Genomic DNA, 17920 nt, shown 5'->3' with positions numbered 1-17920 from the left:
GTCAGAGGGCGCCCTTCGTGGAGGGCAGGATGCCGGCGGCGCGCGGGTCGCGCTCCGACGCGTAGCGCAGGGCCCGGGCCAGCGCCTTGAACTGGCACTCCACGATGTGGTGGGCGTTGCGGCCGTACGGGACGTGCACGTGCAGGGCGATCTGCGCCTGGGCCACGAAGGACTCCAGGATGTGCCGGGTCATCGTGGTGTCGTACGCGCCGATCATCGGCGCCATGTTCTCGGGCTCGGTGTGCACGAGGTACGGGCGGCCGGAGAGGTCGACGGTGACCTGGGCGAGGGACTCGTCCAGCGGCACGGTGCAGTTGCCGAAGCGGTAGATGCCGACCTTGTCGCCCAGGGCCTGCTTGAAGGCGGCGCCGAGGGCGAGGGCGGTGTCCTCGATGGTGTGGTGCGAGTCGATGTGCAGGTCGCCGTCGGTCTTGACCGTGAGGTCGAAGAGGCCGTGGCGGCCGAGCTGGTCGAGCATGTGGTCGTAGAAGCCCACGCCGGTGGAGACGTCGACCTTGCCGGTGCCGTCGAGGTCTATCTCGACGAGGACCGAGGTCTCCTTGGTGGTCCGTTCGACCCGTCCGATGCGGCTCATGCCTGCTGCTCCTTCTTCAGTGCGCGAACCGCTTCCAGGAACGCGTCGTTCTCCGCCGGGGTGCCCGCGGTCACCCGCAGCCACCCGGGTACTCCGTTGTCCCGGACCAGGACGCCCCGGTCGAGGATCCGCTGCCAGGCGGTGTGGGAGTCCTCGAACCTGCCGAACTGCACGAAGTTCGCGTCGGACTCGGTGACCTCGTAGCCGGTCGCGCGCAGTTCGGCGACCAGCCGGTCCCGCTCGGCCTTGAGCTGCTCGACGTAGCCGAGCAGGGTGTCGGTGTGCTCCAGGGCGGCCAGGGCCGTGGCCTGGGTGACGGCCGACAGGTGGTACGGCAGTCTCACCAGCTGGACCGCGTCCACGACGGCCGGGTGCGCGGCGAGGTAGCCCAGGCGCAGTCCGGCCGCGCCGAAGGCCTTGGACATGGTCCGGGAGACCACCAGGTTCGGCCGGCCCTCGATGAGGGGCAGCAGCGAGTCGCGGTGGCTGAACTCCACGTACGCCTCGTCCACGACCACCAGGGAGGGCTTGGCCGCCTGGGCCGCCTCGTAGAGGGCGAGGACCGTCCCGGCCTCGACCGCCGTGCCGGTGGGGTTGTTGGGCGAGGTGACGAAGACGACGTCCGGGGCGTGCTCGGCGATGGCCGCCGCGGCCGCCTCGACGTCGATGGTGAAGTCCTCGCGGCGGGGGCCGGAGATCCAGCCGGTGCCGGTGCCGCGGGCGATCAGGCCGTGCATCGAGTACGAGGGCTCGAAGCCGATCGCGGTGCGGCCGGGGCCGCCGAAGGTCTGCAGCAGCTGCTGGATCACCTCGTTGGAGCCGTTGGCGGCCCAGACGTTCTCCTTGGCGACCGCGTGCTTCCCGGTGCGCGTGAGGTACTTCGCCAGCTCGGTGCGCAGCTCGACCGCGTCCCGGTCGGGGTAGCGGTTGAGGGTGCGGGCCGCCTCGGCGACGCGCTCGGCGATCCGGCGTACGAGCGGCTCGGGCAGCTCGTAGGGGTTCTCGTTGGTGTTCAGCTGGACGGGCACGTCGAGCTGGGGGGCGCCGTACGGGGACTTGCCGCGCAGTTCGTCCCTGATGGGGAGGTCGTCGATGCCGACGCCGTCGTACGAGGTCACTGGCCGGGCACCTTCCAGCCGAAGCGCGCCTTGAGGGCGGCGCCGTGCGCGGGGAGGTCCTCGGCCTCGGCCAGCGTCACCACGTGGTGGGTGACCTCGGCGAGGGCGTCGCGCGTGTAGTCGACGATGTGGATGCCGCGCAGGAAGGACTGGACGGACAGGCCGGAGGAGTGGCAGGCGCAGCCGCCGGTGGGCAGCACGTGGTTGGAGCCCGCGCAGTAGTCGCCCAGGGAGACCGGTGCCCAGGGGCCGACGAAGATCGCGCCGGCGTTGCGGACCCGGGCGGCCCGGGCGGCGGCGTCGGCGGTCTGGATCTCCAGGTGCTCGGCGCCGTACGCGTCGACGACCTTCAGGCCGTCCTCCAGGTCGCGCACCAGCACGATGGCGGACTGCTTGCCGGCCAGGGCGGGCCGGATCCGGTCCTCGACGTGCCGGGTCGCCGCGACCTGCGGCTCCAGCTCCTTCTCGACGGCGGCCGCGAGCTCCTCGGAGTCCGTGACGAGCACGGCGGCGGCCAGCGGGTCGTGCTCGGCCTGGCTGATCAGGTCGGCGGCGACGTGCACCGGGTCGGCCGTCGCGTCGGCGAGGATCGCGATCTCGGTCGGGCCGGCCTCGGTGTCGATGCCGATGCGGCCGGTGAAGTAGCGCTTGGCGGCCGCGACCCAGATGTTGCCGGGGCCGGTGACCATGTTCGCGGGGGCGCACTCGTCCGTGCCGTACGCGAACATCGCGACGGCCTGGGCGCCGCCGGCGGCGTACACCTCGTCGACGCCGAGCAGCGCGCAGGCGGCCAGGATCGTCGGGTGCGGCAGGCCGTCGAACTCGGCCTGCGGCGGGGACGCGAGCGCGATGGACTCGACGCCCGCCTCCTGGGCCGGGACGACGTTCATCACGACGGACGACGGGTACACCGAGCGGCCGCCGGGCGCGTAGAGGCCCACGCGCTCGACGGGCACCCACTTCTCGGTGACGGTGCCGCCGGGGACGACCTGGGTGGTGTGCTCGGTGCGGCGCTGGTTGGCGTGGACGATGCGGGCGCGCCGGATGGACTCCTCCAGGGCGGCGCGTACGGCGGGGTCGAGCTCGGCCAGGGCCTTGGCGAGGGCCTCCGCGGGCACCCGGATGCGCTCCAGGGTGACTCCGTCGAACTTCTGCGCGTACTCGATCAGCGCCGCGGTGCCGCGATGATGCACGTCCTCGCAGATGGGCCGCACCTTGTCCAGGGCGGCTTCCACGTCGAACTCGGCACGGGGCAGCAGATCGCGCAGGGCTCCACCCTCGGGGAGGGCGTCGCCGCGCAGGTCGATACGAGAGATCACCCTCCGATTCTCTCAGACCGTCCACCACCACCGGTCGTCCGTATCACTGGCTGATACACGCCCCGGACGTCACACCCTGCGGCTACCTTGCGGGAAAGGGGCCGACGGGGAACGGGGGGGCCGTGGTGGAGGATACGCGCGCCGAGGGGGCGCCGGAGGATCTGACGGAGCCGGAGCTGCGGATGTGGCGGGCGTTCCGGACGGGCAGCGTGTGCGACCTCTCGGCGCACGCCGAGGACCTGGACGACCCCTTCGCCGACCGGGTGTGGGGGCCCGAGCGGAGCGTGCGCGCCGAGGTCGTGGCGCTGCTGCTGCTCAGCGGGCCGCCGCCGGTGCCCGGGCGGGTGCACTCGCTCAAGCTGCGCGGCGCGCGGATCATGGGGCGGCTCGACCTCTCGGGCGGCTCGGTGGAGCCGTACGTGGAGCTCCAGGCCTGCCGGTTCGACAACGAGCTGCTGCTGCCGGAGGCGAAGTTCACCACGCTGCGGCTGGTGCGCTGCGCGATACCCCGGGTCGAGGCGGCCCGGCTGCACACCGAGGGCGACCTGCACCTGCCGCGCTGCCGGGTGGCGCGCGGGATCCGGCTCACGGACGCGCAGATCGGCACGGACCTGCTGATCAGCCAGTTGGTGGTGCAGCGGGACCGGCGCGGCCGGGCGATCGCCGCGGACGGCATGTCGGTGGCGCAGGACTTCCAGGCGGAGATGCTGGAGGCGTACGGGGAGATCAGCCTGCGCGGGGCGAAGGTCGGCGTGTCGATGAGCCTGCGCGGCGCGAAGCTGCGCAACCCCTACGGCAGGCGGGCGCTGAACGCCCCGCAGCTGACCGTGGAGCGCACCCTGTACCTCACGTCGGTGGCGGTGGACTCCGAGGCCGGCTCCACTCCCCCGTACGGCATCAGCAACACGCCGGTGCGCGGGGCGCGGGTGCAGCGCTTCGACTGCCGGGGCGGGCTGCGGCTGGACGACGGCCGGTTCGGCGACGCGGTGGACTTCTACGGGGCGCGCTTCCTGCTGGCCTCGGACCAGGAGGTGTCGCTGCGCCGGATCCAGACGCCGGAGCTGCGGTTCGTCGGGGAGCGGCCGGAGCAGGGGCGGGTGGTGCTGTCGGGGGCCAAGGTGGTGAAGCTGGTGGACACCTCGCTGAGCTGGCCGGGCCCCGGCGGCTTCGCGATGGACGGCTTCTCGTACGAGCACCTCGCGCCCCGCGGGCACTTCCCGCTGGTGCGGCGGCTGGAGTGGGTGGAGGCGGCGACCCCGGAGTACTCGCCGGAGCCGTACGAGCGGCTGGCGGCGGTGCTGCGCAACAGCGGGGAGGACGCGGACGCCCGGGAGGTGCTGCTGGCCAAGCAGCGCAGGCGGCGCGAGACGCTGCCGCTGGCGGCCAAGCTGTGGGGGTTCCTGCAGGACTGGACGGTGGCCTACGGCTACCAGCCGGGCCGGGCCGCGCTGTGGATGGCGGTGCTGTGGGCGGCGGGCGCGGTGGCGTTTTCGCGCCATGATCCGCCGGCCATCAAGCCGGACGAACACCCGGAGTGGAACCCGGTCCTCTACGCCCTGGACCTCCTGCTGCCGGTGATCAACCTCGGGCAGGACGGGTACTGGCGGCTGGCGGGTGCCTGGCAGTGGGTCGCGGCCGCGCTGGTGCTGCTGGGGTGGATCCTGGCGACCACCGTGGCGGCCGGGGCCTCGCGGCTGCTCAGGCGGGGGTGACGCGTGGGCCGTCCGGGCCATTACCCTGACGCTCGTGACCACCGTTCGCCTGCCGCTCTTCCCCCTGAACTCGGTGCTGTTCCCGGGGCTCGTCCTGCCCCTGAACGTGTTCGAGGAGCGCTATCGCGCCATGATGCGCGACCTGCTGAAGTCCGGTGACGACGAGCCGCGCCGGTTCGCCGTCGTCGCGATCCGCGACGGCCGCGAGGTGGCGCCGACCGCACCCGGCCTGCCGGACCAGACGACGCTCCCGGAGAAGGGCCCGACGGCCGGCTTCGGCGCCGATCCACTCCAGGCCTTCCACCGGGTGGGCTGCATCGCGGACGCGGCCACCATCCGCGAGCGTGAGGACGGCAGCTTCGAGGTGCTGGCCACCGGCACGACCCGGGTGCGGCTGGTGTCCGTCGACGCGAGCGGCGCGTACCTGGTCGCGGAGCTGGAGGAGCTGCCGGAGGACCCGGGCGACGGGGCGGGCGCGCTGGCGGAGGGCGTGCTGCGGGCCTTCCGTACGTACCAGAAGCGGCTGGCGGGGGCGCGGGAGCGGTCCCTGACCACGGCGGCGGAGCTGCCGGACGAGCCGTCGGTGGTCTCGTACCTGGTCGCGGCGGCCGCCGTGCTCGACATCCCCGCGAAGCAGCGGCTGCTCCAGGCGCCGGACACGGCGACCCGGCTGGCGGAGGAGCTGAAGCTGCTCCGGTCCGAGACGGCCGTGATCCGTCACCTGCCGTCGCTGCCGGCGGTGGACCTGACGCGCGCGCCCACGAGCCCGAACTGAGCGGGGACGGTCATCCGGTCATGGCGAAGAAGACGAAGCAGGCGGCCGGCACTCCGGCCACGGTGGCGCTGACGGCCGCCGGCACGGACTTCACCGTGCACGCGTACGCGCACGACCCGGCGGTGGCCTCGTACGGCGACGAGGCGGCCGCCGCGCTGGGCGTCTCCCCCGACCGGGTGTTCAAGACCCTGGTCGCCGAGGTCGACGGGGCGCTCGCGGTGGCGGTCGTGCCGGTGGCGGGCACGCTGGACCTGAAGGCCCTGGCCGCGGCGCTGGGCGCGAAGAAGGCCGTGATGGCGGACCCGGCGGCGGCCGAGCGGTCCTCGGGCTACGTGCGCGGGGGCATCTCGCCGCTGGGCCAGCGCCGGAAGCTGCCCACGGTGCTGGACTCCTCCGCCTCGGGGCACACCACGATCTGCGTGTCGGCGGGGCGGCGCGGCCTGGAGGTCGAGCTGGCCCCGGCCGACCTGGCGGCGCTGACCGGCGCGGTGCTGGCGCCGATCGGGCGCGGCTAGGCCCCTCCCCCGTACGTGTGAGCCCCCGACCGGAGTGCCGGTCGGGGGCTCACACGTACCGGCGGCGCGGCCCGCCCCGCTACGACGAGGGGGTGGTGTCGCGCGGCGTGTCCCGGGCGGCGTGCACGTGGGGCGGCGGGTACTCGCCCGGCCAGGCGAGCTCGGGGGCGGGGTCGCGCGGACCCCACATCGCCACGCACGCCAGGTGCACGGCCACCGCCGTCATCGGCCAGACCAGCAGCACCCCGTGCGCCAGCAGCTGGAGCGGCGCGTCGAACGGCACGCCCTTGCCGGCGGCCTTCGCCGCGGCGACCAGGTCCCGCGACGGGCCGAGCTGGACGCCCAGGCGCCAGCCGAGCAGCGCGGCCAGCACGGACCCGACCGCCAGGCCCACCACGACGGCCACCCCGCCGCGCTTGAGCAGCAGGAACGCGAGGAGGCCGCTGAGCAGCCCGAAGCCGAGGGAGAGCAGGAAGAAGGTGCCGTCGGCGCCGATCCGGCCCTCGTTCTCGGTGTCGGCGAGGAAGACCGCCTCGCCGTTGGAGACGTACTGCACCCGGGGGGCCAGCCACGCCCACAGCAGCGCCAGCAGCGCTCCGGCGACGAAGACGGCCAGCGTGACCGCCGCGCCGTCCTTGAGGGACTGGGCCAGGGAGGGCGAGGTGGGCTGGTCCGGCTCCGGTTCGGCCGGATGGGCGGGCACGGTGTTCGCTTCGGTCACCCCGACATCGTGCCAGGTGACCGCCGTCCCCGCGTCAGCGGACCGCTGCCCGCCGGTACGCCCAGGTGGCGAGGGCCAGGGACACCACGCCCACGGCCGCGCACACGGCCAGGTCCAGCAGCACCACGGGCCAGTCCGGGTGCGGCGCGAAGGTACGGGCGAAGGCCTCCACCCCGTACGTGGAGGGCAGCAGGTCCCGCGCCCACACGATCAGGGCGGGCATCCGCTCCGGCGGCAGCACGCCCAGCAGCAGTGCGGCCGACATGCCGAGCTGACCGGCCAGCGTGGCCAGCTCCTGGCGCGGGGCCAGCAGCCCGAGGGCGGCGCCGAGCCCCGCGAGGGCGGCGCCGGCCAGCGGCACCACGGCCGCCAGCACCCACAGCCCGCCCATCGGCAGCCCGAACAGCAGACAGCCGAACACGGCCGTCACCAGCGTCCCGGGCACCGTGAAGGAGGCGTACGCGGCGGCGGCGCCCAGCACCACGGAGGCCGGCGGCACCGGCAGCGTGGCGTAGTGGTCGAGCCCGCCCCCGGCGCGCAGCTGGCCGAAGTACTGGGCCAGCAGGTTCAGCGCGACGAAGGCCACGACGAGCACCGAGGAGCCGGCCACCACGGCGCGGGCCTCGGCGCCGCCGTCCACCACGCCCCGCATCAGGATCATGATCCCGACGGACTGGAAGGTCGCGACGAAGAGCAGCGGGATCCGCGCCACCCGGGCCCGGGACAGCTGCGCCCGGTACACGGCGGCGAGGGCGGGCAGCAGCCGGGCCCGCGGGGCGAGCGGCGCCGGTCCGGCCGCACCGGCGCCCCTCGCGTCGAGAGCGGCCTCGGTCATGCCTTCACCAGCCCCTTCGTCCGCCCGCCGAGCGCGAGGTACACGTCCTCCAGGCTCGGCGTGGCGAGGGTGAAATCGTCCAGGGCCGCGAAGGCCGCCCCACCGGTCACGGCGGCGACCGCCGCCCGTGCCTCGTCCGGGCCCATCCGCAGCACCCACTTGCGCCCCGCCTCGGCGGCCAGCGGGCGCAGCGCGGCCACCTCCGGCACGTCCAGCGGCGGGGCGGAGCGCCACACCAGCTCCAGCCGCACCTCGTCCGCGACGCGCGCCTTGAGTCCGGCCGGGGTGTCGCAGGCGATGACCCGGCCCCGGTCGACGACGGCGACCCGGTCCAGGACGGTCTCGGCCTCGATCACGTTGTGGGTGACCAGCAGCACCGTCGTACCGCGCTCGGCGCGCCGCCGGTCGACGGCGGACCACACGGCCCGCCGGGCCACCGGGTCCATGCCGGTCGTGGGCTCGTCCAGCACCAGCACCGGCCGTTCCCCGACGAGGGCGGTCGCGAAGCAGGCCAGCCGCCGCTGCCCGCCGGACAGCTTCTTCAGGGGCCGGCCGGCGATCTCGGTCAGGGCCAGTTCGGTGAGGACGGCGTCCCGCTCGGCCCGCGCCCCGCGGGTGCCGAGCCCGCGCAGCCGGGCGGTGGTCTCCACCGCGAGCGACACGGTCAGCTCGTCCAGGGCCGTGGACTCCTGGCCCAGGTAGGCCAGCAGCCGGGAGGCCCGCTCGGGGTGGCGCACGAGGTCGTGGCCCAGCAGCTCGACGCTGCCGGAGTCGGGGCGGAGCAGGCCGGTCAGCTGGCGTACGAGGGTGGACTTGCCGGCGCCGTTGGGGCCGAGCAGCCCGAAGACCTCGCCGCCGCGCACCTCCAGCGAGATGCCGTCGGTGGCCCGTACCTCGGGCATGGCGGGCGTGCCCCGCCCGCCGCGCAGTGCGGGGTACGTCTTGACCAGGTCACGCACCACGCAGACGGTCCCCGAGCCACCCGGTGTCCCCGTGGAGGGGGTCCGATCGCCCTGTTCCGCCTGTGCCGTGCCCGTGCTCACGAGGGAGCAGCCTACGGGGTTGCCCCGCTCCCCACGCCGTCGGGGCGCGCCATCGGCTGCGGCTCGGGCACGCAGGCGGTCGTCTCGACCTCGCCGAGGCAGCCCCACGGCCCGCCCGCCGGCTTGGGATCCATCTGGAAGAGCAGCCGGGGCCGGGCCGGCGGACCCTCGGTGACCAGCGGCCTGCCGCCGTCCTGGATCCGCACGGCGGGGTGCCGGCCCTCGGTGTCCTCGTAGTACGCGTCGATGTGCCACCGGCAGGTCTGGCCGTTCCCGATCAGCGCCGTCACCTGGAGGCCGCCGGGGGCCTGACCGTTGCCGAGGTCGATCTGGAACTCGTCGAAGAACGGCCTGCCCTGGGCCTCCCCGTCGTCCGCGACGAGCGCCACCTCCGAGCGCTCCCCCACGTCCCAGGCGATCCCCGCGACAGGGCTGTTGCCGGCCGGGACGTTGACGACGAGCGTCCGGGCCGACGAGGGGACGCAGGAGTCGACCCTGGCCCGCATGTCCTTGACCGACAGACCGGCCTGGCGGTCGCTGAACAGGGTGAGCCGGAACCGCTGGGCGTGGGCGGAGGACGCGTTCGGGATCATCGGCGCGAACTCGATGAGCCGTCCCCCCAGCGGCCGCAGCAGCGCCCAGACCCGCCTGCCGAAGGCCTTCGAGTCGCGCTCGGGGCGGATGGCGGCCAGGCGCTCCTGCTCTGCGGCCGTGAGCCGGTGGTCCAGGACGATCATCCACACGCCGGGGAAGTCGGCGTCCGCGGTCGAGCGGTCCGGATGCGTCACCTGCGCGGTGAAGGGCTTCTCCGCCCGGTCGACCCGGTCCTCCGCGTCCTTCGTCACCTTGATGACGGTCTCCGCGGTGGCCGCGTCGAGCGCGAGGGACACGAGGTACGCACCCAGGGCCCCCGCGAAGGCCGCCGCGAGGGTGACCGCGACGTACCGCCAGCGCTGGCGCCGGGGCAGCTCGCGCACGCCCGGCGCGGCGTTGTCCAGGTACGTCGACCAGCCGGTGGGCGGTGGCGGTACGGGCGGGTCCGCCGGTGCCGCACGGTCCGGTGCCTCAGCCATCCACGCCTCCTCGGGGAGCCGTACGGCCGGCTCGGTTCCGGATGCTGGCAGCGGCCGGGGGCGCGCGGCAACGGCCCCGGGGGTGGCGGAATGCGGCAGATCGCGGCGGGCGGGTTACTCGGCGACCGGGGCCGGTGGGGCCGTCGCCGTGGCCGTGATGTGCTCCGCGGCCGCGCGTACGTCGATCTCGCGCCAGAAGCCGGCCCTGATCGCGTAGCGGTCGTGCTCGTCGATCTGGTCGTCCTTGTGGGCGAGGAGGCCGAAGCGGGCGGCGTAGCGCAGCAGCTCGCCGTCGATGCGGTGCGGGATCCGCGGGTACAGGGCCGCGAGCTTCTGGAGGTGGACGGTCTCCGGGAGGCGTTCCATCCAGCGGCGGGCGAAGACCTGGCCCACCTCGAAGGGGTCGCCGCCGACCGTGGTGATGTCCTCCTCCCGGTCGGCCCACCGCTGCTCGGCGGAGGTGAGCTGGGCGAGGGTGGGCAGGGAGGCGGTCTCGGCGGGCTCGCCCAGGGGGCCGCCGCGCTCGATCCACCCCTTGTCCGACGACCAGCGCAGGGTGGCCGTGCCGCCGGCCGGCGCGGGCGGCTGCCCGCCGGGCCCGGTGGCGGGGGCCGGGCCCGGGGCCCGGAGACCGGCGAGGTCCTTGGGGGTGGGTACGGGCCGCCCGCCGGCGGGCGCGGGTACGGGCGCCCCCGCGCCCTGGTGCCCCCCGTCGTCGGGGGCTCCGGCCGCGGGCACTCCGGGGCCGGGCACGCCCGTGCCGGGCAGGACGGGGACGCCGGGGCCGGGCACGCCCGTACCGGACAGGCCGGCCCCCGGGACGCCCGTACCCGGCAGGCCGGGGCCGGGGAGGCCGGGTGCGCCCGCGAGTCCCGGGGCGCCGCCCAGACCGGTCTCCGGGCGGCCGACGGCCACCGCGTTCCTGGCGGCCTCGGCGAGGGCCGCCTCCGGGAGCGGGGCGGAGAGGATGGCGGCGATCTCGGGGCCCGGCGCCGGGGCGGGTGCGCAGATGCCGGTGGTCTCCTTGGCCCGGACGGCCCCGGTGATCCACGCCCGGTCCAGCACGCGCCGCTCGTCGGCCTCGGCGACCAGGTCCTCCGACTGGTTGTAGTCGCCGTCGGCCGCCTGGACCGCCCAGAGGTGGACGGCCACGCCGTGTTCCTTCGCGGACATCAGGCCGGGCAGCAGGTCACCGTCGCCGGTCACCAGCACCACGTCCGAGCAGGCGCGGTTTCTGGCCAGTTCGGTGAGTTCGGCGTGCATGGCCGCGTCGACGCCCTTCTGGGCCCAGCGGCCGTCACTGCGGGTCAGGGCGCCCAGCCGGACGGTGACCCGGGGCATCACGCGCAGTCGCCGGTGCTCGGGCTGGGGCACCCGGTCGGGCGCGCCGTCGAACCAGTAGATGCGGAGCAGGGGGCGTTCGGTGTCGGCCTCGGCCCGCTCCCGCAGGCCCTGGATGAGGGCGGCGTGGTCGACGGTGATCCGGGAGCGCGAGGGCTCCCCTGCGAGGAGACTCGCGGCGGCGCCCAGCAGGTAGCCGGCGTCCACCAGGACGACGCAGCGGTCCACGCGTTCCACCCTCTTCCATGAGAGCACTGCTTCCCGGAGTTTTCCCCGAGTCTGCCCGAGAGCAAGGGGGTTGACGGCCGGAACTCGATCATCGGCGTGGCGGATCCCACGGTTCCACCGACTACGCACAGTAAAGATCCAAAATGCGCGGGTTATGGGGGTGTGTGAGTGTGAAGGCGGCCCTGGCCCCTAGACCCCCACAGGAGGCTTCACCATGGCCAAGAACAAGAACCGCCAGCAGCCCTCCAAGCCGCAGGCCCGGTCGTCCCAGCAGGAGCACGGCAGGGGCGCCCAGGAATCCGTCTCCGAGCCCGCGTCCTCGGCCCCGAGCCCGATGGACATGGCCCGGAAGGGCAAGCAGAAGCGGTTCGGCCACAACTGACGCCCCCGCTGGAGTGACGCGAAGGGCGCGCCCGGAGGATCCGGGCGCGCCCTTCGGTGCGTGTGCTAGCCGGCCAGGCAGGACGGGCCGAGCAGGACCTTCAGGTCGCCGAAGAGGGCGGGGTCGGGCTGGACCCGGTGCCGGTCGAGCCGGAGCACCGTGGTCGTGCGGGGCCCCTGGAGCTTGATCCGGACCTCGGTGTTGCCCTTGTGGTGGCGGAGGATCTCCCCCAGCCGGGTCACCATCGGCGGGGTGACCTTGAGCGCCGGGATGGTCAGGACCACGGGCGCGTTGGTGCCGGCGGACGAGAGGTCCGGGACCATCAGCTCCATGGCGACCAGCCGGGGCACGTCCTCGCGCTTGTCGAGGCGGCCCTTGACGAAGACCACGGCGTCCTCGACCAGCTGGGTGGAGACCAGCTGGTAGGTGGCCGGGAAGAACATGCACTCGATGGAGCCGGCCAGGTCCTCGACGGTGGCGATGGCCCAGGCGTTGCCCTGCTTGGTCATCTTGCGCTGGAGGCCGGAGATGATGCCGCCGATGGTGACGACCGCGCCGTCCGCGTGCTCGCCGCCGGTGAGCTGGGAGATGCCGGCGTCCGTCTTGTCGGAGAGCACGTGCTCCAGGCCGAAGAGCGGGTGGTCGGAGACGTACAGGCCGAGCATCTCGCGCTCCTGGGCGAGCAGGTAGGACTTCTCCCACTCCACGTCGGAGAACTCGACGTCCAGGCCGAAGCCCGGCTCGCTGCTGTCCTCGTCGCCCATGCCGCCGAAGAGGTCGAACTGGCCCTCGGCCTCCTTGCGCTTGACCGCCACCACGTTGTCGATCATCGGCTCGTGGTGGGCGACCAGGCCCTTGCGGGTGTGGCCCATCTCGTCGAAGGCGCCGGCCTTGATCAGCGACTCGACGGTGCGCTTGTTGCAGACCACGGCCTCGACCTTGTCGAGGAAGTCCGGGAAGGAGACGTACTTCCCCTTGGACTTGCGGGTCTTGATGATCGAGTCCACGACGTTCTGGCCGACGTTCCGGACGGCGGTGAGGCCGAAGAGGATCACGTCGTCGCCCTGGGCGGCGAAGTTCGACTCCGACTCGTTCACGTTCGGCGGGAGCACCTTGATGCCCATGCGGCGGCACTCGTTCAGGTAGATCGCGGACTTGTCCTTGTCGTCCTTGACCGAGGTGAGCAGGCCGGCCATGTACTCGGCCGGGTGGTTGGCCTTGAGGTACGCGGTCCAGTAGGAGACCAGTCCGTACGCGGCCGAGTGGGCCTTGTTGAACGCGTAGCCCGCGAAGGGGACCAGAACGTCCCAGAGGGCCTGGATGGCCTCGTCGCTGTAGCCGTTCTTCCGGGCGCCGGCCTGGAAGATCGTGAAGTTCTTCGCCAGCTCCTCGGGCTTCTTCTTGCCCATGACGCGGCGGAGGATGTCGGCCTCGCCGAGGGAGTACCCGGCGATGATCTGGGCGGCCTTCTGCACCTGCTCCTGGTAGACGATCAGGCCGTAGGTGACCGCGAGCACCTCTTCGAGCGGCTTCTCCAGCTCGGGGTGGATCGGGGTGATCTCCTGCTGCTTGTTCTTGCGCAGCGCGTAGTTCGTGTGCGAGTTCATGCCCATCGGGCCCGGCCGGTACAGGGCGGACACGGCGGAGATGTCTTCGAAGTTGTCGGGCTTCATCAGCCGCAGCAGGGACCGCATGGGCCCGCCGTCGAACTGGAAGACGCCGAGGGTGTCACCGCGCTGGAGCAGCTCGAAGGTCTTGGGGTCGTCGAGCGGCAGGGCCAGGAGATCGATGTCGATCCCCTTGTTGGCCTTCACCATCTTGACGGCGTCGTCCATGATCGTGAGGTTGCGCAGGCCGAGGAAGTCCATCTTCAGCAGGCCGAGCGACTCGCAGCTCGGGTAGTCCCACTGGGTGATGGTGACGCCGTCGGTGTGCCGCACCCAGACGGGCACGTGGTCGGTGATCGTCTCGCTGGACATGATCACGCCGGCCGCGTGCACGCCCATCTGGCGGACCAGGCCCTCGACGCCCATGGCGGTGTCGATGACCTTCTTCACGTCCGGCTCGTTCTCGTACATCGAGCGGATCTCGCCGGCCTCGCCGTACCGCGGGTGGTTGGGGTCGAGGATGCCGGAGAGCGGGATGCCCTTGCCGAGGACGTCGGCGGGCATGGCCTTGGTGAGGCGGTCGCCCATGGCGTACGGGTAGCCGAGGACGCGCGCGGAGTCCTTGATCGCGTTCTTGGCCTTGATGGTGCCGTACGTGCCGATCATGGCGACCTTGTCGGCGCCGTACTTCTCCGTCACGTACCTGATCACCTCGACGCGCCTGCGCTCGTCGAAGTCGATGTCGACATCGGGCATGGAGATGCGCTCGGGGTTGAGGAAGCGCTCGAAGATCAGGCCGTGCGGGATGGGGTCGAGGTCGGTGATGCCCATGGCGTACGCGACGATCGAGCCGGCCGCGGAGCCACGGCCGGGGCCCACCGCGATGCCCTGGTTCTTGGCCCACATGATGAAGTCGGCGACCACGAGGAAGTAGCCGGGGAAGCCCATCGAGATGATCGTGTCCATCTCGTACTCGACCTGCTTCATGCGGTCCTCGGGGATGCCGTTCGGGAACCGGCGGTGCATGCCCCGCATGGTCTCCTCGCGGAACCAGGTGACCTCGGTGTAGCCCTCCGGGATGTCGAACTTCGGCATCAGGTTCCGGAACTTGAACATGCCCTCGGTGTCGATCTGGTCCGCGACCAGCCGGGTGTTGGCGCACCCCTCCTGCCAGGCGTCCGAGGAGTCGATGGCGTACATCTCCTCCGTGGACTTGAGGTAGTAGCCGGAGCCGTCGAAGCGGAAGCGGTCCGGGTCCGAGAGGTTCTTGCCGGTCTGGATGCAGAGCAGGGCGTCGTGGGCGGTCGCCTCGCTGGCGTACGTGTAGTGGGAGTCGTTGGTCACCAGCGGCGGGATGCCGAGCTTCTTGCCGATCTCCAGCAGGCCGTCGCGGACCCGGCGCTCGATCTCGATGCCGTGGTCCATCAGCTCCAGGAAGTACCGGTCCTTGCCGAAGATGTCCTGGTACTCGGAGGCCGACTTCAGGGCCTCGTCGAACTGGCCGAGGCGGAGCCTGGTCTGCAGCTCGCCGGAGGGGCAGCCGGTGGAGGCGATCAGGCCCTCCGACCACTGGCTGATGGTCTCCTTGTCCATGCGCGGCCACTTGGTCAGCCAGCCCTCGGCGTACGCGTCGGAGGACAGCCGGAAGAGGTTGTGCAGGCCGGTGGCGTTCGCCGCCCAGATCGTCTTGTGCGTGTAACCGCCGGAGCCGGAGACGTCGTCCCGCTTCTGGTGCGGCTGGCCCCACTGGATCCTGCGCTTGTTGCGCCGGGACTCGGGGGCGACGTACGCCTCGATGCCGATGATCGGGGTGATCTCGGCCTTCTGGGCGGAGTGGAAGAAGTCGTAGGCGCCGTGGAGGTTGCCGTGGTCGGACATGGCGATGTGTGTCATGCCCATGTCCTTGCAGGCGGCGAACATGTCCTTGAGCCGCGCGGCACCGTCCAGCAGCGAGTACTGAGTGTGTACGTGCAGGTGCGTGAACGGCGTCTTGGCCACGGCGCTGGACCTCCGGAGAACGTTCGCCGACGGGATGGGGGGACAGCGTTGAAGTCTACGTCGAGCGGGTGACACAACCCGGGCACTCGCCGGTACGGTCGGGCGTTGCAGAACCAGGAACACGTGTCCGAGCGTCTGGCGGACCGAGCCTGTAACACCCCGTGCACCAGGAGGAACCCCATGGTGGTCCCCGAGACGACGTCCGAGCAGCGCGCCGAGCAGATCCTCGACGTCTTCGACACCGCCTTCGGCGAGCTCCTCGCCGCCGACCCCACGGCCTTCGAGGTGAAGTTCCGCAAGATGGCGGCCTCCGCCTTCGCCTTCTACCGGGGCACGGCCTGCCTCTTCTACGCCGACCTGGAGCGGGAGCGGCACGGCGGCCCGTACCTGGACGAGCGCACGGGCCGGGTGTGGATCCACGGCGACCTGCACGCGGAGAACTTCGGCACGTACATGGACGCCCACGGCCGCCTGGTCTTCAACGTGAACGACTTCGACGAGGCGTACGTCGGCCCCTTCACCTGGGACCTCAAGCGCTTCGCCGCCTCGGTGGCCCTGATCGGCTACACCAAGGCCCTCAGCGACGAGCAGATCAGCGAGCTGGTGCGGATCTACGCGGGCGCCTACCGCGAGCGGATCCACCGGCTGGCCACCGGCGCCAAGCACGAGGAGGTGCCCTCCTTCACGCTGGACACCGCCGAGGGCCCGCTGCTGGGCGCCCTGCGCGACGCCCGCTCCCGGACCCGCTTCGCGCTGCTGGACTCGATGACCGAGATCCGGGAGTACGAGCGGCGCTTCTCCTCGGGCGGCGGTTCGATCGAGCTGGACGCGGCCACCCGCTACAAGGTGCTCGCCGCCTTCGACGGCTACCTGGAGACCCTGCCGGAGTCCAGCCTGGTGCGCCCGGACTCGTACCGGGTCAAGGACGTGGTGGGCCGCCGCGGCGTCGGGATCGGCTCGGCCGGCCTGCCGTCGTACAACATCCTGCTGGAGGGGCACAGCGACGCCCTGGAGAACGACGTCGTGATCTACCTCAAGCAGGCGCAGACCCCGGCGGTCTCCCGGCACATCACGGACCGGGCGGTCCGTGACTACTTCCACCACGAGGGCCACCGCACGGTGATCTCCCAGCGCGCCCTCCAGGCCCACGCCGACCCCTGGCTGGGCTGGACGGAGCTGGACGGCTCCGGGCAGCTGGTGGCCGAGGTCTCCCCGTACGCCGTCGACCTGGACTGGTCGGACATCGACGACCCCGAGGAGATCGCGGCGGTCGTGGCCGACCTCGGCCGGGCCACCGCCACGATGCACGCCTCGGCGGACGAGGACGAGAGCGGGCAGTCGCTGGTGCCGTTCTCCACCGAGCGGGCCATCGACGCGGCCATCGCGGCGGACGAGGAGGGCTTCGCCGAGCTGCTGGTGGACTTCGCCCACGCGTACGGCGCCCGGGCCCGCGCCGACCACCAGCTCTTCGTGGACCTCTTCCGCAACGGCCGCCTCACCCGCTAGCCAGCCGCCCCCAGCACCTCACGCAGCCGCGCGGCGTGGCCCGCCGGGTGCGTGAGGCTGCCGTTGTGCCCGCCCGGGAACTCTGCCGTCTCCGTCCCCAGCAGCGCCGCCAGGCGCTCGGCGCAGGCGTGGTCCAGGAAGAAGTCGAAGTTCGCGACGCGCCGCGCGTCGAAGGGCTGGGGCGTGAGCCCCGGCTCCTTGTCCGCGGTGGCGGGGTCGATCCCCAGCACGCGGGCCACGTCCGCCGGCGCGGGCGCCGGCCCCTGGCGGCGGTATGTCTCCCCCGCGCCCTGGAGGTGCCGGCCCGCCACCTGCCGCCCGAGACGGTGGCCGGCCTTCGTCCCTGAGACGGCCGGAACTCCCCGTACCGGGGGGTCTTTAGGTCCGGTTCACAGGGACTCGTGGCACACTTCGGCCCGATGGACATCTCAGGGGTACGGCTCAGGGCACTGCGGGCGGCGCTGTTCAGCGCGCTCGTCGTCATGCTCTCCGGCGCCACCCACGTGCTGATGTCACGGGTGCCGCTGCCGCCCGCGCTGGTGGGCGGGATGTTCGCGGCCGTGTTCGTCCTCGCCTTCGCGCTCGCCGGCCGGGAGCGCGGCTTCTGGCACATCTCCGGGCTGATGGTGCCGCTGGAACTGGCCGCGGACACCGTCTTCACCGCCGGGCAGGACGTCTGTTACGGCCCCTCCGGCGGGCCGGTCTCCGGCCCGCTGCGGGCCATGGGCCTGGACGTGCTCTGCGGCGGCCCGCCGGTGGGCGCCCCGCTGGCCGGGGTCGCCGGCCACGCGGCCGACCCGGTGGCGCTGCTCGCCTCACCCGACCCGGCGACGCCCTGGCTGCTGCTGGCGGCGCACGTCTCGGTGGGGCTGCTGGCCTCGGCCTGGCTGCGGCGCGGCGAGCGGGCGCTGGTCCGGCTGGTGGGCGCGGTCGCCGCGGCCGCCTTCCGGCCGCTGCTGGTCGCGGTGGCCGTCGTGGCCGCCGGTGCCGCTCCGGCCCGGCGCGCGGTGCGGACCGCCCGCGCGGGCGTCCCGGCCCGTACGCGCTTCCCGGCGCACTCCGTGGGACGGCGGGGACCGCCCCGCTCGGCGCTCCTCGGCGCCTGAGCACGGCAGCACCCCACCATCGACACCTTTCACTTCCACGGAGATC

General features: G+C 72.9%; 16 protein-coding genes. 6 read left to right on the top strand and 10 right to left on the bottom strand.

The genetic code is table 11. The annotated features are described in order from the left end of the window. Position 1: 1 nt before the first annotated feature. From hisB to hisD, 3 genes are read right to left on the bottom strand one after another with little or no spacing between them, the layout of a single operon-like run. On the bottom strand, positions 2-595 hold the full coding sequence (gene hisB, locus ACIQUR_RS09220; protein WP_030209395.1) for an imidazoleglycerol-phosphate dehydratase HisB: 594 nt from the start codon (positions 593-595) through the stop codon (positions 2-4). Then, on the bottom strand, positions 592-1713 hold the full coding sequence (locus ACIQUR_RS09215; RefSeq protein ID WP_403660745.1) for a histidinol-phosphate transaminase: 1122 nt from the start codon (positions 1711-1713) through the stop codon (positions 592-594). Before ACIQUR_RS09215 ends, hisB begins: the two co-directional genes overlap by 4 nt. Next, complete coding sequence (hisD, locus tag ACIQUR_RS09210; RefSeq protein WP_403660742.1) at positions 1710-3032, bottom strand: histidinol dehydrogenase; 1323 nt, start codon at positions 3030-3032, stop codon at positions 1710-1712. Before hisD ends, ACIQUR_RS09215 begins: the two co-directional genes overlap by 4 nt. Before the next feature lie 182 nt (positions 3033-3214). On the opposite strand from hisD, the gene ACIQUR_RS09205 reads away from it, so the two are divergent. From ACIQUR_RS09205 to ybaK, 3 genes are read left to right on the top strand one after another with little or no spacing between them, the layout of a single operon-like run. Continuing rightward, positions 3215-4744, top strand: coding sequence for an oxidoreductase (locus ACIQUR_RS09205; protein WP_403661433.1), 1530 nt, complete (start codon positions 3215-3217; stop codon positions 4742-4744). A gap of 34 nt (positions 4745-4778) precedes the next feature. Continuing rightward, complete coding sequence (locus ACIQUR_RS09200; RefSeq protein ID WP_403660738.1) at positions 4779-5519, top strand: LON peptidase substrate-binding domain-containing protein; 741 nt, start codon at positions 4779-4781, stop codon at positions 5517-5519. A 20-nt stretch (positions 5520-5539) separates the two neighbouring features. After that, entirely contained in the window at positions 5540-6034 is a 495-nt protein-coding gene (gene ybaK, locus ACIQUR_RS09195; RefSeq protein WP_403660735.1) for a Cys-tRNA(Pro) deacylase, read from the top strand. A gap of 79 nt (positions 6035-6113) precedes the next feature. On the opposite strand, the gene ACIQUR_RS09190 is transcribed toward ybaK, so the two are convergent. The 5 genes from ACIQUR_RS09190 to ACIQUR_RS09170 all read right to left on the bottom strand — a co-directional run bounded on the left by ACIQUR_RS09190 (position 6114) and on the right by ACIQUR_RS09170 (position 11284). Continuing rightward, complete coding sequence (locus tag ACIQUR_RS09190; RefSeq protein ID WP_403660732.1) at positions 6114-6755, bottom strand: hypothetical protein; 642 nt, start codon at positions 6753-6755, stop codon at positions 6114-6116. Positions 6756-6789: 34 nt separating this feature from the next. After that, positions 6790-7590, bottom strand: a complete 801-nt coding sequence (locus ACIQUR_RS09185) for an ABC transporter permease (RefSeq protein ID WP_403660729.1) — start codon at positions 7588-7590, stop codon at positions 6790-6792. Continuing rightward, a complete protein-coding gene (locus ACIQUR_RS09180; RefSeq protein WP_403660726.1) occupies positions 7587-8633 on the bottom strand; it encodes an ABC transporter ATP-binding protein in 1047 nt (348 codons plus the stop codon). Before ACIQUR_RS09180 ends, ACIQUR_RS09185 begins: the two co-directional genes overlap by 4 nt. A gap of 11 nt (positions 8634-8644) precedes the next feature. Next, the gene (locus ACIQUR_RS09175) at positions 8645-9706 is read right to left on the bottom strand and encodes a hypothetical protein (protein WP_403660723.1); all 1062 of its coding nucleotides are present in this window, start codon (positions 9704-9706) and stop codon (positions 8645-8647) included. 114 nt (positions 9707-9820) lie between these two features. Then, complete coding sequence (locus ACIQUR_RS09170; protein WP_403660721.1) at positions 9821-11284, bottom strand: NYN domain-containing protein; 1464 nt, start codon at positions 11282-11284, stop codon at positions 9821-9823. Positions 11285-11489: 205 nt separating this feature from the next. Here ACIQUR_RS09170 and ACIQUR_RS09165 point away from each other — a divergent pair, with 205 nt between their 5' ends. Beyond that, positions 11490-11657 (top strand): hypothetical protein, encoded by a 168-nt coding sequence (locus ACIQUR_RS09165; protein WP_403660719.1) that lies wholly within the window; start codon positions 11490-11492, stop codon positions 11655-11657. A 65-nt stretch (positions 11658-11722) separates the two neighbouring features. Here ACIQUR_RS09165 and dnaE read toward each other — a convergent pair whose 3' ends face one another. Next, positions 11723-15262, bottom strand: coding sequence for a DNA polymerase III subunit alpha (gene dnaE, locus ACIQUR_RS09160; protein ID WP_403660717.1), 3540 nt, complete (start codon positions 15260-15262; stop codon positions 11723-11725). Between the two features lie 180 nt (positions 15263-15442). Here dnaE and ACIQUR_RS09155 point away from each other — a divergent pair, with 180 nt between their 5' ends. Next, a complete protein-coding gene (locus ACIQUR_RS09155) occupies positions 15443-16768 on the top strand; it encodes a DUF2252 domain-containing protein (RefSeq protein WP_403660714.1) in 1326 nt (441 codons plus the stop codon). On the opposite strand, the gene ACIQUR_RS09150 is transcribed toward ACIQUR_RS09155, so the two are convergent. Then, positions 16765-16998, bottom strand: a complete 234-nt coding sequence (locus ACIQUR_RS09150) for a hypothetical protein (protein WP_403660712.1) — start codon at positions 16996-16998, stop codon at positions 16765-16767. The genes ACIQUR_RS09155 and ACIQUR_RS09150 overlap by 4 nt on opposite strands. 189 nt (positions 16999-17187) lie before the next feature. Between ACIQUR_RS09150 and ACIQUR_RS09145 the strand changes: the two genes are divergently transcribed. Continuing rightward, positions 17188-17874 (top strand): hypothetical protein, encoded by a 687-nt coding sequence (locus ACIQUR_RS09145; RefSeq protein WP_403660709.1) that lies wholly within the window; start codon positions 17188-17190, stop codon positions 17872-17874. Positions 17875-17920 lie beyond the last annotated feature (46 nt).

Origin of the sequence: Streptomyces sp. NPDC101132, assembly GCF_044759225.1 — a bacterium.
Classification (GTDB): Bacteria; Actinomycetota; Actinomycetes; order Streptomycetales; family Streptomycetaceae; genus Streptomyces.
This window is presented reverse-complemented; position numbering and strand designations above follow the sequence as displayed.